We start from the raw sequence: 25749 nt of genomic DNA on the forward strand, positions 1-25749 counted from the left end.
GAGACATGGGAGGGTAAACTCCTTGGGTCATTGTGGAGATCCACTAGCGCTCACATATTTTTACAAATAGAGGCTTGCCTCTATTTGAGTAAACCCTTAATTCCTTTTCTATACATCTATTCAAAATGTATCCGTTCTAAATGCCTGGTTCATTTTTCAAAATTGGAGAAAACGAGAGATTGAGTGAGAAAAACTTAATTTATTGAGGGAGGTAGTAAGATGATTGAAACGAGTAACTTTGACCTGTTTTTGGTAAGTCCTCAAACAAAAATGTATTATCAAAATCTTAAAGCTGCTGGTGATCGTGTAGGTAAACCAGTTGTAAACATTCCCCCGCAAGCATACACTCCTATTCCTATGGGCGTTGAAAAATTGGGAAATTTAATCTTACAGGAACTTTCAAATCAATAATATGTTATGCATTTCAATAATCATATGCAGTAATTATCAAATAGAAGTTATATGTCAAAAGGGAGTGATTGAGAACCTTGATAATTTAAACATTTTTGATTGCTTTACTTTAGATACGAAAGGAAGACTTTGATGGAAAAAGAACAAATTCAAAACATTGCTTTTAAGATTATTTTGCACAGTGGTTCATCAAGAACTATGATACACGAAGCATTTAAATTGATGAAAAATAATGATTTCGAAAATGCCGAAAACAAGTTGAAAGAATCAAATGATGAATTATTATTGGCACATCAATGCACAGGATCACTTAATGACAACGATGACATTGAAAGAAGTTGCTTCAGAAATGTTACATCTATATGAAAAACTGGAAAATAAATAAGGAATTTGTTTATGAAAAACAGAGGAAGCGTACTGATAAAACAAAACAGACAAAGATTAAGTATTCAATCGATGTACTTTAATCGATATTTACTTGTAAGATATGTTTCTGCATTATTCTTTTTCACAAATTTGTACTGGCTAATTTTATTGATACTGAGCGATTCATCGCTATATATGATCCCGTTGGTATTGATTATCGTATTATTATTCAGTATCGCAGAACAGGTGAAAATGTACAGCAAGCATACCAATAATGCCAAATACACAAAATATTGCTTTATGGTTTTGCTTTTTACAAATGTGGTTTTGGTAATACCGACTTGTTTTTATTCTTCGTACAGTCAATTATATCCTTTTCTTGTAAATCAAACGAAGTCCAGATTATTGGTTTTAAGTATTCTGGTTATAGGGATATTATTAAGTTTATTAATCTCTACCGTTTACACCAGATCAAACATAACGAGGATAAACATTATGATCGTATCAAGAAATACGAAAAGGCTATTAATTAATAATAGAAAAGAGGTATTTCTGTGGCATCCGAAAACAAAGCATTTGCTTTATTTGAAAAGTATCTAATGGGTCCAATGGGCAAAGTCGCATCGTGGCGTTTTGTACGTGCAATAATGGCTGCAGGGATGGCTTCTATTCCGTTTGTAATCGTTGGTTCGATGTTCCTCGTGTTTAACGTGTTGCCACAAACATTCACATTTTTACAAGGTTTTTTCGATAACTCTTTTTTTAGAGTCAGTGATTTGTATATGCTGGCGAATAAAGCAACTATGGGAATAATAGCGTTATATTTCGGCCTTGTTGTTGGCTATGAGTATACAAAAATATTTGCCGAAGAAGAAAATTTAAATCTATCACCCTTGAATGGTGCTTTACTATCATTATTTGCTTTTTTTATGACTGTCCCTCAATTGGTTTTAGAAAATGGGAGAATGTCTCTAGTACATCAAATTGGTGATAAAATCGTTCATGGATGGGCGATGGTTGAAGATGGTGTAAGCCGTTTGGGGGCTACAGGAATATTCGTAGCGATCATTATGGCTATTGTGGCTGTGCAATTATACAGACTGTGTGTGAAACAACATTGGGTTATAAAAATGCCGGAAGCAGTACCGGAGGGTGTATCCCGATCATTTACAGCATTAATTCCGGCATTTTTGGTTGCTATAACTGTTTTATTGATTAACGGTATTTTAATTGCATTAGGTACGGATATATTTAAATTAGTAGCAATTCCTTTTGGGTTTGTTGTTAATTTAACAAGCAGCTGGTTGGGGATCCTGGTTATTTACTTTATAATCTCTGCACTTTGGCTGGTAGGTATCCATGGAACATCAATTGTTTTTGGGTTCCTGACACCAATCGTTCTTACAAATATGCAATCCAATGTAGACGGAGCAAATATTCCATTTGCAGGGGAATTCAACAATGCTTTTGTAGTTATGGGTGGTACCGGGGCAACATTAGGTTTATGTCTGTTTATTGCATTCTTTGCAAGATCGAAACAATTAAGCGTTTTAGGCAAGGCGGCTCTTGCCCCTGGTATTTTTAACATAAATGAACCATTAATGTTTGGACTGCCGATTGTGTATAATCCATTCTTGGCGATCCCGTTCTTTTTGGCGCCAATGGTCTCAGCTTCTATAGGTTATTGGGCAATTAAACTGCAAATTGTGGACGCAATTGTTGCAATGATGCCTTGGCCTACCCCGGCAGGTATAGGTGCCTTTATCAGCACTGGCGGAGACTATATGGCAGCAGTGATTGCATTGGTTTGTGCTTTTGCAGCTTTTCTGGTTTGGCTGCCATTCATTAAAATATACGATAAAAGGTTAGTTGAGCAAGAAAAAGGTGCGGAATCAGCAACTATCTGATGTTTTCGCCAAACAAATTGCAGAGGAATGATGGAAGCGCATAAATTGAAGATATAATAGGGTACCGGCATATTGCCGGTACCCCCTATTACCGGGAGCAGATTCAAAAAACAGACTATTTCCAATTTATACCTGGATTTGGTTATTTTTAAAGGCATAAATGAATAACACACGGTTTGGTTGAATAAGGTCATTTAAAAAATGCTCAGATTTTTTTCCGAGCATTTTTTGTACTGATAATGGGTATATTCATGATCATTTCTGGATCCATAACGGCCTCGGTCAATATGAGCATGTGTATTGTCCTAAACCAGGACCTGGATCAGAGTTTGCCACAAGCCGGTTCCCGATTCTCGATTTCCTTGATGTAAAAGGAATTTCATACTTGTAAAACTTTACCTTGCAAACCATTCATTTAATCCTGTTATCAATTTTGCACAACAAGGGATCACTTCGTCCCTGCAAGTCCTTTATTGATAAGATCATTTATGATTTTGGCCATTTCTTTTGGTGATTTGTCCATTCCATTGTTTAGCCATTTTTTCATGACATCAATACTTCCGCTGATGATAAACGTACTCAAATACTTGGAAAAATCCTCGTCGATGTGAACAGATGTCCAGTTTTTCATGAAAAAATGATGTGCGAAAACGATCACTTTCTTCTGGAATGTCGTATCTGCTTTTTCATGGAGCAGTGTTTTGCATATCTCCTGTTTTGAAGCCAGGTATTCTAACAATTTTTCGAACATCTGGAGGGTGTCTTGTTCGGTCTCGTAATTGTACTGACTCAAATACCTCGTCATGTCGTCAATAATTTCTTCTTCAATTTTGTCAAGAAGGTCAAATTGATCAGAGTAATGTGAATAAAATGTGGAGCGATTGATATCGGCCAGTTCACATATTTCTTTAACGGTGATGGAAGAAATCGGTTTTTCTTTTAACAGCTTCATGAGACTATTCTTCAAAACCATCCGGGTATATTTTTTACGTCTGTCTAATTTGAAACTAGTCATAAAGAGCTCCTTTTTTTACCGTTTTCCAACACAATTTATGGTTGTGTTGGAAAAATTACGGAAGTTGTTAAACTGTTTGTTGATTAGACAACACTGTGTACGTAAAATAATATAGTGAATATTTAAAAATGGCAAGAGGGGGTGTATTATGAAAAACATTGCAGCAGGAATTATCAAACATAAAAAGACTGTTGCAATTACTTTTATAATCCTTGCAGTCATTTGTACTTTGGCATGGTTTGCGGTATCGGTAAACTACGATATAAAAGATTACTTGCCGGATGATGCCCCATCTACAAAAGCAATGCCTGTTATGGAACAGGAATTTGAGGGGAATGTTCCGACAAACAGAGTCATGATAAAAGATGTTACCATACAGGAAGCTCTTGCCTTTAAAGAGAAACTGGCTGCCATTGATGGTGTATCAGATGTCACCTGGCTGGATGATGCCATCGACATAAAAACTCCACTCGAAATGGCTGATGATGAAATTGTGGAATCCTATTACAAGGATGGCAATGCCTTGTTTTCATTCAGTATCCGTGATAGAGATGAAGTAGCCGTAACCGATGCCATTTACAATCTGATTGGTGAAGAAAATGCCATGTCAGGGGAATCGCTCAATACGGCTACCCAACAAAAGATGACCGGAAGAGAATCGATATACGCGACCGTCTTGTTGATTCCGATTATTATACTGATTTTAGTCTTATCTACCAACTCCTGGATAGAACCGTTGTTTTTTTTAACGGCTATTGGTATTTCGGTCTTGATTAATATGGGATCGAACATTTTTCTTGGGGAAATATCCTTTGTGACTCAATCGGTCGCACCAATCTTACAGTTAGCTGTATCGCTTGATTATGCGATTTTCCTTCTTCACAGTTTTGCCGATTACAGAAAGAAAATAGCAGATCCCCTTCAAGCGATGGAGCTTGCCATGAAGAAATCCTTTCCGGCTATTGCGGCCAGTGCGTCAACAACCTTTTTTGGCTTTATTGCGTTATCGTTTATGAACTTTGAAATTGGTTCAGATTTGGGAATGAACCTGGTAAAAGGAATTTTATTAAGCTTCATCAGTGTAATGGTCTTTTTGCCTGCACTAACGCTTATGTTTTATAAATGGATTGATAAAACGCAACATAAACCATTACTTCCAAGCATTAAGAATATAGGAAGTCATATTATAAAATTCGGGATACCAAGCTTGTTGCTTGTATTTATTCTGGTTGTCCCAGCCTTTCTGGCACAAAGTCATACCAATTTCACATATGGCATCGGAGAGCAGCCGGAGACCACAAGGGCTGGCAGTGATTTGGCGAAAATCAGAGAACATTTTGGAGAGAGTACCCCGATCGTGTTACTTGTCCCAAAAGGGAATATAGCCAAAGAAGAGAAACTGGTACATGATTTGGAAAAGATCGAGCATGTGACCAGTGTTCTTGCTTATGTCAACACAGTCAGTGCTGCGATTCCTCCGGAGTATTTGGACCCATCCGTGACAGACCAGTTTTATTCCGAAAATTACAGCCGGATCATTCTTCAAACAGATACCAAAAACGAAGGTGAAGAGGCGTTTCATTTAATCGAGCAGGTTCAACGCACGGCAGAAAATTACTATGGTAAAGATGTTCATTTGCTCGGGGAAAGCGTGACATTGTACGATATAAAAAATACAGTGCAAAAGGATAATAAATTGGTCAATTTGTTGACTATTATTACCATTGCCATTGTTCTGCTCATGACATTCAAATCTGTTTCGATTCCTTTGATACTGCTTCTTGCAATTCAATCAGCCGTCTGGATCAATCTGTCTGTTCCGTATTTTACCGGTACCTCATTAGTTTATGTGGGTTATTTGCTAGTCAGCATCATTCAGCTTGCAGCAACAGTAGATTATGCCATTCTTCTAACGGATGCATATAAAGAGTATCGGAAGAAAATGCCGGCACTCGAAGCAATTAAGAAAACGGCAGATAAGAAGATTTTCGCTATAGCGGTTTCTGCTTCGATTTTATCAAGTGTAGGTTTTATTTTAGGGATTACTTCATCCAACCCAATTGTGGCATCAATCGGGTTACTGCTTGGAAGAGGTACACTGCTTGCCTTTATTATGGTAGTTTTCTTCTTGCCTGCCATGTTACTGGTCTTCGATAAATTGATTGCGAAAACAACCTGGAAAGCAAATTTCTATAAGGAGAAATGACGATGAGGAGAATAAGAAAGTTTCTGCTTGTCTTTGCAACAATCATTTTAATGCTGCCGTCATTTCATGTTACGGCGGCTTCAAATGACAGCAAGCCAAGAGAAGATCCATCCCCGGAAAAAGGGGAAATCTCCTCAAAGGATGAAGTTGTCTATGCAAAGTTAAATGCTAATGGCAAAAGCCAGGAGATCTATGTTGTAAACATTTTGGATGTAGAAAAAGCGGGGAAAATCATTGACTATGGTCCGTATACCAGTCTGAAAAATCTGACCGATTTATCCCGAATAGAACAAAAGAACAACAGAGTGGAGTTTACTGCTCCACAGGGGAAATTTTATTATCAGGGAAAAATGGTTAAAAACTCCTTGCCATGGGACATTTCCGTTTCTTATTTGTTGGACGGAAAGGAAATGACCCCTGAAGAGATTGCCGGAAAAGACGGACATGTACAAATCCGGATTGCAACATCGGCCAATGAAAAAGCGGATCCAACATTTATTAAAAACTACTTGTTACAAATTTCTCTTTCTCTTGATCTGGAGCGTTACAGCAATATTCAGGCTCCTGACGGGATGCTTGCCAATGCGGGGAAGAATAAACAAATCACATTTACCGTGATGCCTGAAGAAGAGAAAGAGATGATCCTTGAAGCGGATGCAGTTGATTTCGAGCTGGAAGGGATTAATATCACGGCAATACCGCCTTCTTTACCTGTTGATGCACCAGATATAAGTAAGATGACTGGTGGTATGAAAGCCTTGACAAGCGCCATTGGAGAGGCTAACAAAGGTGTCGGGCAATTGAAAAATGGGGTTGCTGAATTAAACAATGGAGTAAAAAATCTGCGGAACGGTTCCGAGGCTTATAAAGACGGGATTTCTGCAATTGATGCTTCTTCTTCGAAACTGGTTAACGCCTCCCGAAGCATTGAGCAGGCACTTGAAACACTAAACAGATCTCTGAGCAACAACCCGGGAGAAATAGGGCTTGGCGATTTGAAAAAGCTGAAGGACGGACTCTCCCAAATTGCAAATGGACTGGAAAAAGCAGCGCAAGGCCTGGATATTTTAAAAGAAAACCATGCCACTGCTTACAGTGCATTAAACAAAGCTATGAAAGGCATTCCTGACTATAAGATTTCAGAAGAAGAAATCCGGCAGTTGTACAAGAGCGGTGCAGATCATGCAGTACTGGATCAATTGGTTGAAACTTATTCCGCTGCACGGGTTGCAAAAGGAACATATTCGTCTGTAAAAGGTGGTTTTGCTGCTGTAGATGTATCATTGGGACAAATTAGCAGATCCCTTGCACAGATGGCAAACAATCTGGATACAATGGCAGATGGGCTTTCGTCTGCTCCGGAAGCTGTGGATATTGCTGATTCATTCGCGAAGTTACAAAAAGGAATAGCTACTCTGTCTTCCAATTATAAAGCGTTCCATTCAGGATTGGTAGATTATACTGCCGGAGTAAGCCAATTATCCAGCTCCTATAAAGAGATGCACAATGGCGTCGAGGACTTGTCCAAAGGAACAGGTAAATTGGAAAATGGTGCAAGCAAACTGCATAATGGAACGTCTGAACTTTATGCGTCTACCAGTGATTTGCCTGGCCAAATGAAACAGGAAGTTGATCAGCTGATGGCGGATTATGATAAATCTGATTTTGAAGCTGTATCCTTTGTTTCACCCGGAAACAAAAATATCAGTTCAGTCCAGTTTGTCTTCAAAACAGAAAGCATTAAACAAGAAAAGCCAGAAGAGACAGAAAAACCGGCACAAGAAAGAAAGGGAGTCTGGGCTCGTTTGAAAGACCTGTTTTTATAAGAATCAGGTTAAAGCAGGTGTTGACATTTCCTGATTTTTGCTGAAAGCATGGAAGATGCATGCGGTAAATCTCTCAAAAAAAGTCTTTCATCAAATTGATGAAGGACTTTTTTTAACAGGCTGTTCTTTCTTGCAGTCAGTTCTGCAGAATAATTTTGTCAATTATGGCGCGGGCCGGGCAAACTCATAGCTGTTGCTGACAAGTAACATCGTGCATCCGATTGAGAAAACCGCGGCTTCAGAAAGATGCTGCCTTCTCTGTAACATGAAATATCCATATTTTTTGTTGGAATATCTGTCTAAAGAAATTATTTTTCCTTACATGCGATCCTGAATATTATTTATAAACAATTTAAAGGATTTTACGTTATTAAATGTAAAATTTGATATCCAATCAGACCTGAAATTACGACAGGTATTAACATATACAACGAAGCCATTCGATTTTTGGCTGTATGTTCCAAAAGCAAGACCAGAATAAAACCAACTATAATTTGAACAGTATCGACATCGAGTATATGGCGATAACTGTCGATATGAATGAATTTGTCCGATCCCTCAGCAATGAATATACCACCGATAAGTGCACTGCCGAATTTATGTTTTGAACTGTGATCCCTTCCCCACAAAAATCCCGCGATTCCAAAAATAAAACCGCCAACGACAGCTGCTCCGGTCTATACCAATATAAAATATATAGAATGAGGGACATTTTGAATCAGCATAGCATAAAAATAATATCCAGTTACCATTCCAATAAGATTTATTATGCTAAGTATTGCACTTTGCAATTTTTTTGAGCCCAGTGCTCCCACAAAAAATGCTGGTATAAGCCATACAGTTCCTGAATTAGCAAGCCAATTCCAGCTTCCTGGAAGAACTCCTTGCCCCAGGACAGTAAGTATCCCTATGCCCAATCCAATGACAGATGATAACAGTATTTTTTTCCAAAGCCTCATAATCCACCGCCAATAAATAGATTCTGCAAAGAGTTTTTTCTTAAAAAATTTTACTATAAATATTAGTGTGAGTAAAAGATATATAACCAACCCTTGAGTGAGATCTTTGCAATTATTTTAAAGGCGGCTGATGAACAATACCCGGTTTGCTTTCTGAAATGATTCATATCCATAGAAGCCTGGCTGTTTTCTCTTTCTTCATATAAAATTAACTCCCAGATTATAAAAAATTCTGGACAAACTAATAAAATTATTAAACAGACCGTATGGATGCAATAAACTGCCGGCTAAAAACAGGACAGGGTGTCCAACACGAGCACCCTGTCCAATATCTTTTGATTACATTTTTAGTGAAGGTATTCAAGGGCTTTCGAAGCCATTTTGTATCGATTGTCTTCTTTTATGACCAGTTCCATGTCTTCCAGTTCCCGTAAACTGCTGCGTATCTTGAAAAGAGGGAGACCTGTTTTTTGGGAGATTTCCTGTGCTGACAAGAAATCCTTCTCAATGCTTTGCAAAAGTTTTTTCGCCGATTCCGATAAATGTCCGCTGTCTGTGAAACACGCCATGAAGATCCCCCTTTATAATTGTTTTTTGCAGAAATACCAATCCGTACATTCCAGATTTTCATCGTTCAAGCGCTCTTCAGCCACTTCAATATTTGGCGGTGTAGGCAACAATACTTTATCCCCTTCGCGCCAGTTTGCCGGAGTGGCAACCCCGTTTTCATCCGTGGTTTGAAGCGCCTTTACCAGGCGGAGAATCTCATCCATGTTTCTTCCTGTTGTCAGGGGATAGTAGATGATAGCCCGGATAACTTGTTTATCATCGATAACAAATACTGCCCGTGAGGTTTCTGTTGTGCTTTCGTCAGGCATAATCATGCCGTATAACTGGGCCACATCTTTGTTCAGGTCGGCGATGATGGGAAATTCCAGCTTGACGCCAAATTTTTCTTTCACATTGCGGATCCAGGAAATGTGGGAGGATACACTGTCAACACTTAACCCAAGCAGTTCGGTATTTAATTTGCGGAGCTCAGGATAAATTTGCTGGAATGCAATAAATTCTGTCGTACATACGGGTGTAAAGTCAGCTGGATGGGAGAACAGGACAAGCCAGCTACCTTCATAGTCTGACAAACGAATAGTACCTTGGGTTGTAACTGCTTCAAATTGCGGTGCTTTTGAACCGATTCGCGGCAGGGAACGTACTTCGCTATTTGTATTTTCACTCATTTGTGTGCCTCCTCAATTTATAATAATTATTATCTAATAATGATTATATACTAAAAAAGAGTAAGTGTCTACTTTTAATCTTACTAATAATGTAAGGAAGTTATGAACGGAATTATCTAGAAGAGAAAGAAAAATTACAAATCAGGACTGGGGGGTTCATAAAAAGGTTGCGACTTTCCCCTGAAGGAAACTCCCAAACAGGAAAGGAATGGATTTCGTTGCCATTCCTTTCCTTGATCAATGGCCGGTTGAAACTGCAAGAACCGTTATTATATAGTCTTGCGGATGTTTGCTTATTTTATTGGGCCTCTGGTAATCGTGGTAAGTCGGGAATTAATTGCAAAGATCTTTGCGTTTATCTCTGTTATTCCAGAACCGGCCAATCTCTTGGAATGCATGTCCAAATATTTTTCAGCAGTTTCCTTTGTTTCGAAGAGATATATTCCTCCCGCTTCATAGGTTTCAGAATTTTCAGTCCAGTTTTTCCAAAGAAACCCTTCTTCTTGATTAGTACTTTGCGCTAAATCAGAAAATGCTTTCGCCATTTCCTCCCCGAATGGTCCATGCATGTTAAAATCGATTTGTAAAACGCAGGCCATTGTCCTCCTCCTTTGTCATGATGCAGGTTGTAAAATATGATTTTCCTGGAATTTCCTATCACTGACTGGTAAAAGTTTTTTTCGCAAAAGTATTAATGTCCGGCTTCAGTACGGTATTATTTCCAGTGTTGCTAGATTGCCTATATAATATAAAGAACTATAAAAGCCGATTATAAGCAACGATTAGTGCTTTAACGCAGGATAACAGCGCCGTTTTGATTCTTTATGATCCCGATTTTTCACCGGGTGACGGGTTATACCGGTAAAATCCGGGGAAAATAAGATCTTTGTCAGAAATTTAAACTTTGCTAGAATCTGGTTTGATCTTGATGAAAATGGATAGAGTGTAAATTAGATAGTTATGCCTGCAGGGTGCATTTAGTTTACAAATACATAGAATAATGGTCTTTTTTGATTTTTGCTGGTTTCTGAACAGCAAAAAGACAGACCATTTCAGCTGGCTTTCATTGAGGATTTCAAGCAAGTTTAAGGTATTTTTGCCAATCTGGCAAGATTAATCACATGTTGGCCAAATTGTTCATGGGGTAAGTTTTTTTAAGATGTTTGCTCTTATTTTTTAAAATAAATAAATATATTTAATAAATGAAATTGTTTACATACTTCATTAAAAAACCTTTTTATAATTTTTGATTAACCATTATTGCCGATCAAAACCCGAACCTGTTCAAAAAATTGGAGACACCATGATCTTTCCCTGGAACCAGTAAATGTTTATTGCTCGAAATTCAGATCATCACATGACTTTTATAGTCGAAGAGAGAGGAGAATTATTGATGCTATTGCGAGTTGGATTAGATGTTGGTTCAATTACATCGAAAATAGTGGTGCTTAACAGCGCGGCCAGAACAGTCTACCAAAAATATTGCAGGCATTATTCAGATGTGAAAAAGACAACGCTCCAAATGTTAAAGATGGTATTAAACCGGTATCCAAAAGCAAGGGTAACGATGAATATAGCTGGTTCGGCAGGGATTTCACTGGCAAAGCAGGTTCAAATTCCTTTTATTCAGGAAGTGATGGCTTGTACGGAAGCGGTTGAGCATTATATTCCGGAAACTGATGTTGTGATTGAGCTTGGCGGTGAGGATGCAAAGATCATTTATTTCCGAAACGGGATCGAACAGCGGATGAATTCGGCCTGTGCGGGAGGTACCGGGGCGTTCATTGATCAAATTGCTGCGTTGCTGCAAACGGATGCTGCCGGATTAAATGAACTGGCAAAAGGCCATCAGAAAATTTATCCCATCGCTTCCCGTTGCGGTGTATTTGCAAAAACGGATGTTCAATCACTGTTGAATGAAGGCGTAAGCAAAGAGGATATTGCTGCTTCCGTTTTTCAAAGTGTCGTTACGCAAACCATTAGCGGTTTGGCATGCGGTCGCCCGATTCGGGGAAAGGTTGCATTCCTGGGAGGTCCGCTTACGTACTTGTCGGAGTTGCGCCTGCGTTTTATTGAAACCTTGAAACTGGAAGAGGCAGATGTGGTTTTTCCACCAAACAGCCAATATTTTGTAGCTTATGGAGCAGCCTTTTGCAGTGTGAAAAGCAAACCGGTCGCATTGGCCCAATTGTGCAAACGGCTGGAAACATACTCCTTGACTTCATCCAGCCAGGAAATTGACACATTGCCGAGGTTGTTTGAAGGAGAAAGAGATTTGCAGGCCTTTCGCGAACGGCATCAACGGGCTAAAGTCCCCAGGGGAAATCTTGAGTCCTATGAAGGGCCTGCTTTTCTCGGTATCGACGCGGGTTCCACCACAACCAAAATTGTGTTAATGGGAGCAAAAAACGATGAGTTGTTATATACATTTTATGAAAGTAATAAAGGAAACCCTTTACAATCGGTTATGGATGGTTTGGGGGATTTGTATGCCAAAATGCCGGATCGAGTATATATTGTCAATTCAGCAGTAACGGGATACGGAGAAGGACTGGTCAGAGCGGCATTAAAGGTTGACATTGGAGAAGTTGAGACAGTTGCTCATTATAAAGCGGCTGCCAAATTTTTGCCGAATGTGGATTTTATTCTGGATATTGGCGGACAGGATATGAAATGTATTAAAGTAAAAAACGGCGCCATTGATCATCTGATGTTAAATGAAGCCTGTTCTTCCGGTTGTGGTTCGTTTCTGGAAAGCTTTGCCCATTCTTTAAATATCCCGATCGAGAAATTTGCCCAGGAAGCATTGCGGGCTGACCGGCCTGTCAATTTGGGATCCCGTTGTACGGTATTTATGAATTCGAAAGTAAAACAGGTGCAAAAAGAAGGTGTGACCCTTCCAAATCTGTTTGCCGGCCTTTCGTATTCTGTGATCAGAAATGCCATTCAAAAAGTAATGAAATTACGGGATCCGGAGGAACTTGGCGAACATATTATTGTGCAAGGAGGCACATTCTATAATGAAGCTGTCTTGCGGGCGTTTGAACTGTTAATACAGAAAGAGGTTGTACGCCCTGATATTGCCGGAATGATGGGCGCTTATGGATGTGCGTTAATTGCGAAAGAAAGATATGAACAAAAAGAAAGTGAAATATTGAACATAGATGGGTTGAAGACATTTACATGCCAGACCTCGCACAGCCGTTGCAAGCTTTGTGCCAATAACTGCCCCTTGACGATCAGCCGCTTCAAGGACAAGCGAGTGTTCATCACCGGAAACCGTTGCGAACGGGGAGCAGGCAAAACGAGAAAGAAAACGGAGCTGCCAAATCTTTACAAATACAAATACGAGCGATTGTTCCAATATGAATCGTTACATAGCAAGGAAGCCAAACGGGGTCGGCTGGGGATTCCCCGCGTTCTGAATATGTACGAGAATTATCCGTTTTGGCACACTGTTTTTACGAAACTGGGTTTTGAAGTTGTCCTGTCTCCCAAATCAAGCAAAAAGATTTTCGAGAAAGGCATGGAATCCATTCCATCCGAGGCCGCCTGTTACCCGGCCAAATTGGTGCATGGCCATATTCAAAGCCTGGCTGAACGGGATGTTGACCTGATTTTTTATCCATCAGTCATTTATGAGAAAAAGGAATCAGAAGAAACAACCAACCACTTTAACTGTCCGGTTGTAGCGTCTTATCCGGAAGTGATTCGTGTTAACATGGATGTATTAAGAGAGAAGCAAATAACATTTCTCCAGCCATTTTTAACATTGGATAATGAAAATGCCATCCTCAATGAATTGGCAAATTGCTTTCCGGACATTGCAAAAAAGGAGATGGCCCAGGCGGTTAAAGCCGGATTGCAGGAAGCGGAGCGCGTAAAACAGGATCTTCATCAAAAAGGGGAAGAGACCATTCAATACTTGAAAAAAACCGGCAAAAAAGGGATTGTTTTGGCCGGAAGGCCGTACCATGTTGACCCTGAGATTAATCATGGCATTTCAGAACTGATTACAGCGTTGGATATGGCTGTCTTGACAGAAGACTCCATTTCCCATTTGGCAGAAGCTGAAAAAGATCCGCGGGTAGTCAACCAGTGGACGTATCATTCGAGGCTGTACCGTGCGGCAAGAGTGGTTGTCAACCACAAGGAACTGGAGCTTGTTCAGCTTAATTCATTCGGGTGCGGGTTGGATGCGGTTACAAGCGATATGGTTCAGGAGATTTTGGAAGAAAACGGGAAAATGTACACGGCAATCAAGATTGATGAGATGAACAATCTCGGGGCAGCCCGAATTCGCATCCGTTCCTTGAAAGCGGCCATGGAGGAACGGGAAGACAAATGGAAAGCTGTTCAAACAGCGAAAGAGAGAAAACAGGTTCCCGTATTTACGAAAAAAATGAAAAAGGAGTATACGATCTTAATCCCGCAAATGTCACCGATTCATTTTGATTTGTATGAAGTGGCCCTTGAAAGCGAGGGCTATAGGGCGGAATTATTGCCAACAGTTTCCCATGAAGCGGTTGATGTTGGTTTGAGATATATAAATAACGATGCCTGTTATCCTGCCATCTTAACAGCAGGTCAACTGGTCCATGCCTTGCAAAGCGGGAACTACGATCTCAATCGAACCGCATTGATCATGTCCCAGACAGGTGGGGCGTGCCGGGCGACGAACTATATCGCTTTATTGCGTCGGGCTTTAAAGGACGCGGGAATGGAGCAAGTTCCGGTTATTTCGTTAAATGCCCTCGGATTGGAAAAGCATCCCGGTTTCAAATTTCGGTTCAGCCTCATTAGAAAGCTGATTGCAGCCACTGTATACGGCGACGCATTCATGCGAATGATTTACCGGGTCAGGCCATATGAGATGAAAAAGGGAAGCACGGATGAATTGCATCAAAAATGGCTGGACATTTGTAAACGATCCTTGAACAATTTCCGCTTTGCGGAATATAAGGCGGTTCTGTCTGAAATGGTCAAGGAGTTTGACCGGCACCCGGCTATTTTTGTGAAAAAGCCTAAATTTGGCATTGTCGGGGAAATTCTGGTGAAATTCCATCCAGATGCAAATAATAAAATTGTTGAACTCATAGAGAGTGAAGGCGGGGAAGCGGTAATGCCGGATATATTTGATTTCTTCCTGTATTGTGCGTTTGACAGGGGCGCCAGTCTGGAAAAAAGCAGGTTGGTGATTCCGCTTCGCCATGCAATAATCAGTTTCCTGGAAATGTATCGAAAACCGCTTAAGGAAGCATTGCAAAAAAGCATACGGTTCTCCGTGCCGCATACGATTTACGAACTGGCAGCCAAGGCCAGGAGATTGTTATCCCTGTCCAACAAAGCCGGAGAAGGCTGGTTTTTGACTGCTGAAATGATGGAACTGATCGAAGGCGGGATTCGTAATATTGCCTGCGTTCAGCCATTTGCCTGTTTACCGAATCATGTGACAGGCAGGGGCATGGTGAAAGGCTTGAAAGATATGTACCCGGAAGCCAATATAACGGTGATCGACTATGATGCGAGTGAATCAGCCGTCAACCAGATTAACCGGTTAAAACTGATGTTGGCAACAGCCTTTAAAAATGAGGAAAAAACGGAACGGAATCTGTCTGTGAAACAGGCGAATTGAGCAGTAAAAGAATTGAACGAAGAACAAAGATGCGGCTTTGAGAAAAACTGCCTCCGGAAGACTGGGCATTGCATGAATCCATTCTTTCGGGGCAATTTGTTTTATGTGAGATTGGAAGAAATTATTTTATGAACAGTTTTGGAAATGAAAGGATTAAAGGGAGACAAAGCGTTTGGTCTGGACAGGTTTAATCAATGGGAATTTGAATAAAAAAAAGGATTACATTATATTTAAATTGTAGTAAGCGCTTACATATGTTTTTATTTATACAACTCTATTATTCTAATTAATATTTGAAGAGGTGGCATAGTAATGGGTTATAAAACAGATGCGGAAATTGCACAGGAAGCAATGTTGTTACCAATTGAGGAAGTTGCAGCGAAAATCGGAATTGAATCCAGTGCTCTCGAAATTTATGGAAACTATAAGGCAAAAATTGACGAAAGCAAATTGGATTACCTGAAAGACCGGAAAGATGGGAATTTGATTCTGGTAACTGCCATGACTCCCACTCCGGCCGGGGAAGGAAAAACAACCATGGCGGTAGGGCTGGGGGATGCATTGCAACGTATCGGAAAGAAAACAGCCATCGCTTTAAGGGAACCATCTTTGGGGCCGGTCTTTGGAATCAAAGGCGGGGCAGCAGGCGGAGGTTACGCCCAGGTAGTACCAATGGAAGATATCAATCTTCACTTTACCGGGGATTTTCATGCGATTGGTGCTGCTAACAACCTATTGGCGGCCATGATCGACAATCATATTCATCACGGGAATGAATTGAATATAGACCCGCGCAAGATTATTTGGAAACGCGTTGTAGACATGAACGATCGCCAACTTCGGTTTATTGTGGACGGATTAAACGGGAAAGCCAATGGAATGCCACGGGAAGACTGTTTCCAAATTACTGTGGCATCCGAAGTCATGGCTATTCTCTGTTTATCAAACAATATACTGGAACTGAAAGAAAAACTGAAAAACATTGTGATTGGGTATACGTATGATGACCGGCCTGTTACGGCTGGCGAACTGAAGGCTCATGGAGCGATGGCCGCCTTACTTAAGGATGCGGTCAAGCCAAATCTGGTTCAGACTCTTGAACATACTCCGGCATTTGTCCATGGGGGACCATTTGCCAATATTGCTCATGGATGCAACAGTATTGCTGCTACGAAACTGGCTTTGAAATGTGCCGATTATGTTGTTACGGAAGCCGGATTTGGCGCAGATCTGGGTGCAGAAAAATTTATCAATATCAAATCGCGTTATGCTGGTTTAAAACCATCAGTCGCTGTTGTTGTCGCAACCGTCAGGGCATTGAAAATGCATGGCGGAGTGCCGAAAAATGAATTAAAGGGAGAAAATCTTGAAGCACTTGAAAAAGGATTGCCCAATCTTCTGAAACATGTGGAGAATATGCAAAATGTCTTTGGCCTGCCAACGGTTGTGGCCATTAACAGATTCCCTCAGGATACGGATGCGGAATTGCAATTGATAGAAGACCAATGCAGGGGATTGGGAGTTAAGGTGGTACTGGCTGATGTCTGGGCAAAAGGGGGAGCAGGAGGAGTAGATTTGGCCAGGCAAGTAGTAAAGCTTGCTGAATTGGAAAGCAAGCTTTCATTTGCGTATGATTTGCAGGACCCGATTACCCTCAAACTTGAAAAAATGGTGCAAAAGGTATATGGCGGAAAAGGAATCGTTCTGACGCCGGCCGCCAGAAAGGAAATCGAAAGACTGGAAGCATTGGGGTATGGCAATCTCCCGATTTGTATGGCAAAAACACAGTATTCCCTCACTGATGACGCCAAAAAGCTCGGGCGTCCCAGTGAATTTGAGATTACCATCAGAGAGGTGAAGATTTCAGCAGGTGCTGGCTTTATTGTTGTTCTGACCGGCAGCATTTTGACCATGCCTGGCCTCCCCAAACATCCTGCAGCAGAAAACATTGATATCAACAAAGAGGGGAAAATAGTTGGTTTGTTCTAACTTTGTACTGTTCCGGGAAATGGGAACCGGCGGCGGCAATGGAGAGCATGCCATGCCGCCGTTATGACAAATTGACAGGAGATGAAGAAATGTTGAAATCGGAACTCAGAAAATCGATGACAGACTTTTTGAAAGGATTATCGGAACGGGAAAAACGGGAGGTGGAAAAAAAGTTATTAAAAAACTTGTTGTCATCAAGCTTGTGGAATGACGCAAAAACCATTGGCGTTACGGTTTCCCGGGGATTTGAGTGGAACACCATGCCGATCATTGAATCGGGATGGGAACAGGGAAAAACGATTTGTGTACCAAAATGCGTCCCAAAGGAAAAGAAGCTTGTCTTTTATGAACTGAGTGATTTCGGTCAATTGGAGAAAAGCTACTATAATCTGTTGGAACCAAAAACAGAAAAAACAAGAAAAGTGGAAAAGTCCAAAATAGACCTGCTCATTGTGCCAGGACTGGTCTTTGATCATCATGGATATCGAATCGGTTTTGGCGGAGGTTATTATGACCGTTTTCTCGCCGATTTCCCAAACAAGACCTTATCCCTGGCCCATACAAGCCAAATCAGGGAGGATCTGCCCATTGATTCCCATGATATTCCTGTCCAGCACCTTATCACCGAAACGGGGAAATTTATGTAGATCAATGCCTGTTTAAAAGTATGGCAAAGAGATACTTTCGATTACGAACAAATACAAAAATATGCTGCTTTAAACGTTAGCAGCATATTTTTATATTGGATTCAATAAATGGCTAAAATTCCCTTTTTTTATAGAAATTTAAAGAGAGCAAACAGGAGATAATCAAGACAATGAAAGTCACCGCCAGGATTATTGCAGTTATTGAAAACTGGGAAATTCTTGTGAAAAGGGTATTTTCGTTAAATAAACCGGTTTGGGAAATCTTGGCCGCAAGAGAACTAACGCCAAACGCCATAATAAAGAAAAGGACAAAAATGATGGTTTTCGCTTTAATGTAACCAAGTTTGAAAGTCGGGGGGAAAGTGATGGAGCACATTAAAGTGACCGCCACAACTGCCCCAAGTATTCCCTCTGCAGTCAACGGCAAAGAGCCTTGCGGGAGGCGAAGAAAGTCCACAATGAGGCTGATCAGGTAATTTAACAGGATGGCAAAGGATGCAAATACATATACAGACAGATACTTTGCCAATACGATCTTCTTTCTGGTAATTGGCAGGCTGACCAATAACTTGCCGCTATTGTTTTGATCCTCCAGTGCGCTGGCGCCAAGAGTCAACATGTAAGTAACAGCCGTTACACTCAGGGTTAATCCGGCTGAACCCATCTCTGTGAAGGAAAATGAAAAAAATAAGGTTAACAGAATCGCTATTGGAAAAGATCTCTTTTGAATTAATATATCTTTCTTAATGAGGTGATACACGATCCTCATCCTTTCTTGTCAAAAATAACAGAATATCGTCCAGGGATGGCTTTTCAACGACAACTGAATCCCCGAAGAGCTTTGTAATTTCCCGTTTATTGCCGGCCAAGGCTTCAAATCCGTATTTATTTTTTTTCAAGCCGATAAAGTGTTTCTGATGATTGGAATTGAGCAACTCTTTGCGCCCTTTAACAATACAATATTCCTCAAGGAGCTCATCTTTGGTTTTGCTTAACAGGATTTCACCCTGATTGATGATGGTGATAAAATCGGCAACTTTCTCCAGATCGGAAGTGATATGAGTCGAGAAAAAAACGGATTTGTTTTCGTCCTGCAACAAAAATTGGAGTGCATCGAGCAATTCATTTCTGATTACGGGATCCAGTCCGGAAGTCGGCTCGTCCATGATCAACAGTTCGGCATGGTGTGAAAGGGCAATTGCCAGGGAAAATTTCATCTTCATTCCTTTGGACAAATGTTTGATTTTTTTCTTGAGAGGCAAATTAAATTCTTTTATATATCTGGCAAATAAACTTTCGTCCCACTTTTTATAAAAAGGACGGATAAAATCCTTCATTTCCTGAACAGTCAATTCTCCATAAAAAAGATTTTCATCGTAAACAAAACCGATTCTCTCCTTAATGGCAATATTGTTTTTTTCACAATCCAATCCAAAGATTTTGATCTGTCCGCTGTCTTTTTTGATCAAATTCATCATCAGCTTGATGGTTGTACTTTTACCGGCGCCATTTGGTCCGATAAAGCCCATAATATAGCCTCTTTCAAGAGAGAAAGTGACGTTTTTCAATGAAAAATCCATGTAGTGCTTGGAAACATTGATGAAGTCCAAAACCTTTTCCATGCATTTCACTCCTCATAAAGCAGTTTTAGCATTTCCTGCAATTCTTCCAATGACAGCCCCACCTGCCTTGCCGTTGAGATTGCTTCCGCCATTTTTTCCTCAACCACTTTCATTCTGTTTTCCCTGAGCATTTCTTTATTGATCGGTGCCACATAAGACCCCTTGCCGGCGACGGTTACGATCAAACCTTCCTTTTCCAGTTCGTCATAGGCTCTTTTGGTGGTGATCACACTGATTTTCAGTTCTTTGGCCAAACTTCTGATCGAAGGCAGGGCTTCTGCTTCGGAAAGTTCACCGTTTATTATTTTTTGTTTTAACTGATTGACAATCTGTAAGTAAATAGGATCGTCAGAAGAATTGGAAACGATAATATTCACTATCAGACATCCTTTGGTTGTTATTACTGTATATATACAATATATACAGTAATAACAGATTAGTCAACCGTATAATAATATTAATTCCTCTTTGATGGATTTTTGAATGTGGAATAACGCCGTTTTTTCATTTGTACATGAACAGATAATTACCAAGGACTATCCGAAAAGAGAAAACAATGCGGTCTGTTTTGGTGCCAGTTGGAATAAGCCGAAAGAAAAACAGGAATTCTGTGCATAAAAGATTAGTAAAGAAAACTAAGCGGAGGGGATTAAGTTTATGACAAATGATCATTATTTATATTCAGCAAAGTCTTTCAGCCTGTTTTTCCAATCACAGATTGTGCACGGGAAATCTGAATGGAAAATGGCGGCTTTTAAAAAGGGAGACTTTATTTAGATATCCGGGAATACCGGAAGCAAAACAGGGACAAGAAAATGCAGAAAGTGTCTTTATCAATGCATCTTTTTTTACTCCTCAATTGACAAAGAATTTGTTTGGATTTTCCCCTGAGCAAGTTCGGCTTGGACTGTTTTTTCGATGATGAGTTTGTAAACCGTCAACAGGCACAAAAACTTGAGAAAAAAGGGGCTATATCTGCAAAAGGGGAGAATGCAGGTTACTTTGGAGTCAGTTACCCGGGTCTTCCATTTCACGCAAACTATTGCGCACTTTGAAAGGGGAAGGCCTGTTTTTTGGAGATTTTCCGGGTTGAGAGGATTTCTTTTTCAGAACTTTGCTCAATATTGCAATAAATATAAGCTATTTGTGAAACACGCCGCGAACCTCCCCTTTTTCCTTGTTCATTGTTGTTTATTCAGGTGCAAAAGAAATGATTGTGGCAGCAGGCAATGTTTAGAATCGGCCAAGTTCGGGAAATGGTATAAAAATTCCAGGAAAACTTGTGGGAACATTGTTTACCTGGTATATCATACAATCGGGAAATGGGATCGTCTCACAGTATCTCTGTTCGATAATGGTTAACATACGGTTTTCCATATTGCTTTTGTTCGCAAACATCCGCCAGAGAGTGGACTAAAAAAGGGACAAATGAGCAGATTCCCAATATTGTTTCTTTTTTATGCGAGGGCAGCAGACGTTAGCTACGGCGAAACCGGAGTGCTGGCCATAGAAGAATTGATTGGCCGTCAAATGGTGAAGCAATGATGGGATCCGGTCAATTGTATGGCTCCGGGATCAATTGAAAATACAGGTGGATAGAGACATTCAAGCATATCACAGCAAGCAATACAAAGTGATTTGCCAAACCGATTGAAATTGTGGCATTCATCCGGTTCTTGCGATGGGAAGGAACGGAGTGTGAACGGAGAGATTGAGCGATCATGGATGGGGAATGGGGCTCACAAATATGCGCTTTATGATGTCCGGTTGGAAATAGTTTTTTTATGGAAAGGCCAAAATCCAATTCAACACAAGTACATGATGATTTCATGATGCCTTCTCATAGAAGTTTTTTTGTATTTTTTCTCGCATAGGACACGTTGGGATTACAGCCGTAAACCGATTAACAAGGAGGCATTACCTGTTGAATAAAGAAAAAGAAAGGAAAGAATTCAGGTTTAAAAAGAAGAAAGCGCCAAAATTAAAAAAAGATGATATCATGGTTGTCGATGCAGAGTCTTCGCGAAAAGCGGTTGTGGCAACAGCCGTTGGAAATGCTATGGAATGGTTTGATTTCGGAATATACTCATATCTTGCAGCTACCATTGGACAGGTATTTTTCCCTGAAGCAAGCGGAACGATGCAATTGGTTTACTCTTTTGCAACCTTCGCAGTTGCATTTATCGTTCATCCCCTGGGCGGGGTATTTTTGGGGTGCTTGGTGACCGGTTGGGAAGGAAAAAAATCCTGGCGATGACCCTGATTATGAAGGCCATTGCGACATTAAGCATTGGGTTAATTCCGGGCTATGCTGCTATTGGTTCAACAGCAACCGTCTTGTTGCTTGTGGCCCGCCTGGTTCAAGGCTTCTCAACAGGTGGAGAGTACGCTGGAGCCATGACATTTATTGCTGAATCCACACCTGACAAAAAACGGGGGTTTATGTCGAGCGGTTTGGAAGTGGGCACTTTAGTCGGGTATATCGCTGGAGCAGGTCTTGTTACAGCTCTTACCTATATTGGGCCAGGAAACCATGCTGGAATGGGGCTGGAGAATTCCGTTTTTTATTGCTGCACCGATCGGATCGGTTTGATAGGCTTTTATTTATGTGATAAATTGGAGAAAACGCCCGCCTTTGAAGCCATGGAAACTGAAAAATCAGAGGATAAAGAGAATAATTACGTTTCTGTAAAAGATATTCTCCAATTTCACTGGACACCGATTCTTATTGGGATGATTGTCGTTTTCTTTTATAATGTTGTTAATTATACGATCTTGTCATACATGCCTTCACATTTGACAGCAGTACTGGATTATGGACAAGCTGAAGGGCTTTTATTAATTGTGATCATTATGGTCATTATGATCCCGATTGTGTTATTAATGGGGTATTTTAGTGACCGCATTGGTGCAAAAAAATAATACAAGGCGGTTTAATTGGCCTGGTATTGTTATCCGCTCCGTCATTTTTATTAATAGGCAGCGGCAATACAATCCTTTTATTTTCAAGTTTAATGATTTTAGCCGTCTTTTCTTCGTCGTTCCAGGGAACAATGCCATCTCTGCTGCCGTCGTTATTTTTTACAAATGTACGTAATGGGGCATTGGCAATCACCTATAACTTATCAGCATCCCTGTTTGGCGGAACAACACCGTTAATCGTTTCCTGGTTAATAAGTCAAACAAATAACAGACTAATACCAGCTTACTATACTATATTCACATCAATCATCGGTATTATTATGGTAACCTGGTTTATCAAGGAAACCTCGGGCAAATCCCTGCGAGGATCGCCACCAGTTGTAGAAGAATACCATGAGATCAAGGAGATTCTGGAAAAGCCGGAAGAAGCGTTATGGTGGCATGAAGAGAAAAAAGAAATCGAAGAAAAGAAAGAAGAACTTGGCGAGATTTAGATAAGACTGTCCAATATTTTTTAATTACATTTTCAGTGAAGGTATTCAAGGGCTTTCAGGGCCATTTTGTATTGGCTGTCTTTTTTTATGACCAGTTCCCGTAGACTGCTGTGCACCTTGAAAAGAGGAAGACCTGTTTTTTGGGAGATGTCCTGTGCTGACAGGAAATCCTTCTCAATGCTTTGCAAAAGTTTTTTCGCCGATTGACAAATACCGCCCGTGAGGTTTCCCACGTGCTTTCCTCCGGCATAATCATGCTGTACAATTGTGCAAAATCTTTGTTCAGGTCGGCGATGATGGGAAATTCCAGCTTGACGCCAAATTTTATTTCAGATTGCGGATCCAGGAAATGTGGGAAGACTTAACCCAAGCAGTTCGGTATTTAATTTGCGGAGCTCAGGATAAATTCGTTGGAAAGCAATAAACTCTGTACATACGGGTGTAAAGTCAGCTGGATGGGAGAACAGAACCAGCCAGCTGACTCATAGTCTGACAGACGAATAGTACCCTGGGATGTAACTGCTTCAAATTGCAGTGCCTCAGTGCCAATCCGCGGCAAAATTTATGATCGGAGAAAGGATTTTTTATCGCTGTGATCCTGTTATTCTTCTAAACCGGTTGGCTGGCTGGTTACCAGGGTTTTGACTTTCTTTTCCTTAAAGAAATGGGAAATGGCAAAGGAGCTGGCGCCAAGGGCGATGGAGTGTTTGCCGAGAGCAGAAAAACGGATTTCCGTGTTTGTTTTATGATAGCATGACAGCCGGTCTTTCAATATTCGTTCGATTGGGTTGATAATCCAGTTTTCAAATCGGGCGATCCGGTTGCCGATAATGACGGCCTGCGGATTAAAGGTGTTAATTACGTTGGTCAGGCCGATGCCGATGTATTCCCCCAAATGATTCAGCAGATTCAACACTTTTAAATTTCCCTTTTTCGCTTCGCTTTCCAGAACATCCAAATCACAAACATCGTCTTCTTCCAGGTTCTGTCTGGCAGCCTTGAGGAGCGCGTTTTCAGAAGCATACATTTCCCAACAGCCCCGATTTCCGCACGAGCATTTTCTCCCGTTGGCCTCTATGGTTAAATGTCCCATTTCTCCGGCGATCCCGGTAGCTCCGGTGTAAAGCTGGTTATTGATGATAATCCCTGTGCCAATTCCGATTCCAATGCTGACATAGATCAGGTTGGGGGTCATTTTTCCGGCGCCGTATAAATGTTCCCCATGAGCTCCGGCGTTGGCTTCATTTTCAATTTGAACCGGAATATGAAACTTTTCCTCAATCATCTGTTTCAAATATACATTCCGCCACTTCAGGTTTGGTGCAAAAAGAATCTGATGCTCCAGATTGACATGGCCCGGAACACCAATGCCAATGCCGACAATTCCATAGGGACTTTCCGGAGCAGACTGAATCAGGTTATCAATGATTGAGATGATTTTGTCTCTGACAAACTCAAGGTCTGTTTCATTCAAGCGAATATTTGTTTCCCTGATGATGTTGCCGCTTAAATCGGTCAGTACCCCCAAAATATAGTTCACTCCCAGATCAATGCCAATCGAATAGCCAGCGTGGTTATTGAAATAAAGCATAACCGGTTTGCGGCCACCACTCGATTGCCCCGCTCCGATTTCATTAACGAAAGATTCGTTAATCAGTTCGGCTACCATGGTCGATACGGTAGCCTTGTTCAGACCGGTCTCTTTGGAAATCTGCGCACGGGAAACAGGCCCTTTATTTTTAATCACATTTAATACAATCGATTTATTGATTTGCTTGATTAGATTCTGGTCCCCTGTTCGTAAAGACTTCATTGTTTTTCCCCTTTTGCTTGCATTTGGTTAAATTTTATCATAAAAGGGGTCTTTGTTCATTAGCCGTATCAATAAACAAACAGATTGTTTAATCACTTTATATAAGTTGAAAATAAGACAAGCTTTTTGATAGAAATAAATATTATTTAACAAAAATCAATTCATTGGTTCCATGGCCTTGCAACAAAAAGATAATAAAAAAAACTTGAGGTTTTGCTGTTTTTTCAGATTATGAACAACCCGTGACTTTTATCCAAAAATGGGAAAGAAAAACGTTTTTGATTGACACCGCTTACACATGGAGTTAAACTTAATTTAAAGGATAAACAAAGTAAAATGAAAGGGGAAACGATAATGAGCTATTTTTCCAGCATCAATAACATTAACTATGAAGGTCCGACGTCAGCCAATCCGCTTGCTTTCAAATTTTATGATCCGGAGGAAAAAATCGGCGGCAAGACGATGAAAGAAATTCTCCGCTTCAGTGTCGCTTACTGGCACACATTTACCGCGGATCTGTCCGATCCGTTCGGGGTTGGCACCGCCATTCGCCCATGGGACAAATTTACCGGCATGGATCTGGCCAAAGCCCGGGTGGAGGCCGCTTTTGAATTCTTTGAAAAGCTTGGCGTTCCCTATTTTTGTTTCCATGATGTCGATATTGCCCCTGAAGGAAGCTGTTTGCGGGAAACCAACAAA

At 40.6% G+C, this 25749-nt stretch carries 20 protein-coding genes and 3 pseudogenes; 12 read left to right on the plus strand and 11 right to left on the minus strand.

The features are described from left to right. Window positions 1-219: 219 nt before the first annotated feature. The 3 genes and pseudogenes from H2C83_RS05410 to celB all read left to right on the plus strand — a co-directional run bounded on the left by H2C83_RS05410 (window position 220) and on the right by celB (window position 2684). Window positions 220-411: a PTS sugar transporter subunit IIB gene (locus H2C83_RS05410; protein ID WP_246333766.1), complete on the plus strand. Its 192-nt coding sequence runs from the start codon at window positions 220-222 to the stop codon at window positions 409-411. Window positions 412-609: 198 nt separating this feature from the next. Next, a pseudogene (locus tag H2C83_RS05415) lies at window positions 610-796 on the plus strand (PTS lactose/cellobiose transporter subunit IIA). Between the two features lie 535 nt (window positions 797-1331). Further along, window positions 1332-2684 (plus strand): PTS cellobiose transporter subunit IIC, encoded by a 1353-nt coding sequence (gene celB / locus H2C83_RS05420; RefSeq protein WP_181738569.1) that lies wholly within the window; start codon window positions 1332-1334, stop codon window positions 2682-2684. A gap of 448 nt (window positions 2685-3132) precedes the next feature. Here celB and H2C83_RS05425 read toward each other — a convergent pair whose 3' ends face one another. Next, window positions 3133-3636, minus strand: coding sequence for a TetR/AcrR family transcriptional regulator (locus H2C83_RS05425; protein ID WP_246333767.1), 504 nt, complete (start codon window positions 3634-3636; stop codon window positions 3133-3135). A gap of 211 nt (window positions 3637-3847) precedes the next feature. Here H2C83_RS05425 and H2C83_RS05430 point away from each other — a divergent pair, with 211 nt between their 5' ends. Next, on the plus strand, window positions 3848-5905 hold the full coding sequence (locus H2C83_RS05430) for an efflux RND transporter permease subunit (RefSeq protein WP_181738573.1): 2058 nt from the start codon (window positions 3848-3850) through the stop codon (window positions 5903-5905). Between the two features lie 2 nt (window positions 5906-5907). Further along, complete coding sequence (locus tag H2C83_RS05435; RefSeq protein WP_181738575.1) at window positions 5908-7731, plus strand: YhgE/Pip domain-containing protein; 1824 nt, start codon at window positions 5908-5910, stop codon at window positions 7729-7731. A gap of 362 nt (window positions 7732-8093) precedes the next feature. Here H2C83_RS05435 and H2C83_RS05440 read toward each other — a convergent pair. The 4 genes and pseudogenes from H2C83_RS05440 to H2C83_RS05455 all read right to left on the minus strand — a co-directional run bounded on the left by H2C83_RS05440 (window position 8094) and on the right by H2C83_RS05455 (window position 10527). Beyond that, window positions 8094-8690 (minus strand): annotated as a pseudogene (locus H2C83_RS05440) (DUF6518 family protein). A 347-nt stretch (window positions 8691-9037) separates the two neighbouring features. After that, complete coding sequence (locus H2C83_RS05445) at window positions 9038-9259, minus strand: hypothetical protein (RefSeq protein WP_181738576.1); 222 nt, start codon at window positions 9257-9259, stop codon at window positions 9038-9040. Window positions 9260-9271: 12 nt separating this feature from the next. Next, window positions 9272-9928 (minus strand): peroxiredoxin, encoded by a 657-nt coding sequence (locus tag H2C83_RS05450; protein WP_181738578.1) that lies wholly within the window; start codon window positions 9926-9928, stop codon window positions 9272-9274. Between the two features lie 293 nt (window positions 9929-10221). Beyond that, entirely contained in the window at window positions 10222-10527 is a 306-nt protein-coding gene (locus H2C83_RS05455; protein ID WP_181738580.1) for a monooxygenase, read from the minus strand. A gap of 794 nt (window positions 10528-11321) precedes the next feature. Here H2C83_RS05455 and H2C83_RS05460 point away from each other — a divergent pair. The 3 genes from H2C83_RS05460 to H2C83_RS05470 all read left to right on the plus strand — a co-directional run bounded on the left by H2C83_RS05460 (window position 11322) and on the right by H2C83_RS05470 (window position 18199). Then, a complete protein-coding gene (locus H2C83_RS05460) occupies window positions 11322-15563 on the plus strand; it encodes a 2-hydroxyacyl-CoA dehydratase (RefSeq protein WP_181738582.1) in 4242 nt (1413 codons plus the stop codon). A gap of 312 nt (window positions 15564-15875) precedes the next feature. Continuing rightward, the gene (locus H2C83_RS05465; protein ID WP_181738584.1) at window positions 15876-17552 is read left to right on the plus strand and encodes a formate--tetrahydrofolate ligase; all 1677 of its coding nucleotides are present in this window, start codon (window positions 15876-15878) and stop codon (window positions 17550-17552) included. A gap of 38 nt (window positions 17553-17590) precedes the next feature. Beyond that, window positions 17591-18199 (plus strand): 5-formyltetrahydrofolate cyclo-ligase, encoded by a 609-nt coding sequence (locus tag H2C83_RS05470; RefSeq protein ID WP_246333768.1) that lies wholly within the window; start codon window positions 17591-17593, stop codon window positions 18197-18199. 112 nt (window positions 18200-18311) lie between these two features. Here the strand turns inward: H2C83_RS05470 and H2C83_RS05475 are convergent, their stop codons facing one another. The 3 genes from H2C83_RS05475 to H2C83_RS05485 are packed head-to-tail and all read right to left on the minus strand — an operon-like array spanning window position 18312 to window position 20198. Then, on the minus strand, window positions 18312-18959 hold the full coding sequence (locus tag H2C83_RS05475) for an ABC-2 transporter permease (RefSeq protein WP_181738585.1): 648 nt from the start codon (window positions 18957-18959) through the stop codon (window positions 18312-18314). After that, window positions 18943-19821, minus strand: a complete 879-nt coding sequence (locus H2C83_RS05480) for an ABC transporter ATP-binding protein (protein WP_181738587.1) — start codon at window positions 19819-19821, stop codon at window positions 18943-18945. The genes H2C83_RS05475 and H2C83_RS05480 overlap by 17 nt, the downstream gene beginning before the upstream one ends. A gap of 5 nt (window positions 19822-19826) precedes the next feature. Then, complete coding sequence (locus H2C83_RS05485; protein WP_181738589.1) at window positions 19827-20198, minus strand: GntR family transcriptional regulator; 372 nt, start codon at window positions 20196-20198, stop codon at window positions 19827-19829. Between the two features lie 1547 nt (window positions 20199-21745). Between H2C83_RS05485 and H2C83_RS17665 the strand changes: the two genes are divergently transcribed. From H2C83_RS17665 to H2C83_RS18085, 3 genes are read left to right on the plus strand one after another with little or no spacing between them, the layout of a single operon-like run. Beyond that, window positions 21746-22078: a hypothetical protein gene (locus H2C83_RS17665; RefSeq protein WP_246333770.1), complete on the plus strand. Its 333-nt coding sequence runs from the start codon at window positions 21746-21748 to the stop codon at window positions 22076-22078. Continuing rightward, a complete protein-coding gene (locus tag H2C83_RS18080; RefSeq protein WP_281364096.1) occupies window positions 22075-22743 on the plus strand; it encodes an MFS transporter in 669 nt (222 codons plus the stop codon). Before H2C83_RS17665 ends, H2C83_RS18080 begins: the two co-directional genes overlap by 4 nt. A gap of 26 nt (window positions 22744-22769) precedes the next feature. Then, window positions 22770-23237 (plus strand): MFS transporter, encoded by a 468-nt coding sequence (locus H2C83_RS18085; RefSeq protein ID WP_281364097.1) that lies wholly within the window; start codon window positions 22770-22772, stop codon window positions 23235-23237. 32 nt (window positions 23238-23269) lie between these two features. Here the strand turns inward: H2C83_RS18085 and H2C83_RS17670 are convergent, their stop codons facing one another. The 3 genes from H2C83_RS17670 to H2C83_RS05500 all read right to left on the minus strand — a co-directional run bounded on the left by H2C83_RS17670 (window position 23270) and on the right by H2C83_RS05500 (window position 25050). After that, window positions 23270-23470, minus strand: coding sequence for a hypothetical protein (locus H2C83_RS17670; protein WP_246333771.1), 201 nt, complete (start codon window positions 23468-23470; stop codon window positions 23270-23272). Between the two features lie 96 nt (window positions 23471-23566). After that, a complete protein-coding gene (locus H2C83_RS17675; RefSeq protein WP_312853853.1) occupies window positions 23567-23710 on the minus strand; it encodes a redoxin domain-containing protein in 144 nt (47 codons plus the stop codon). A gap of 128 nt (window positions 23711-23838) precedes the next feature. Then, entirely contained in the window at window positions 23839-25050 is a 1212-nt protein-coding gene (locus tag H2C83_RS05500) for an ROK family transcriptional regulator (RefSeq protein ID WP_181738591.1), read from the minus strand. Between the two features lie 354 nt (window positions 25051-25404). Between H2C83_RS05500 and H2C83_RS05505 the strand changes: the two are divergent. Further along, a pseudogene (locus H2C83_RS05505) lies at window positions 25405-25749 on the plus strand (xylose isomerase); the annotation flags it as partial.

Source organism: Thermoactinomyces mirandus (genome assembly GCF_013868055.1).
Taxonomy (GTDB): Bacteria; Bacillota; Bacilli; order Thermoactinomycetales; family Thermoactinomycetaceae; genus Thermoactinomyces; species Thermoactinomyces mirandus.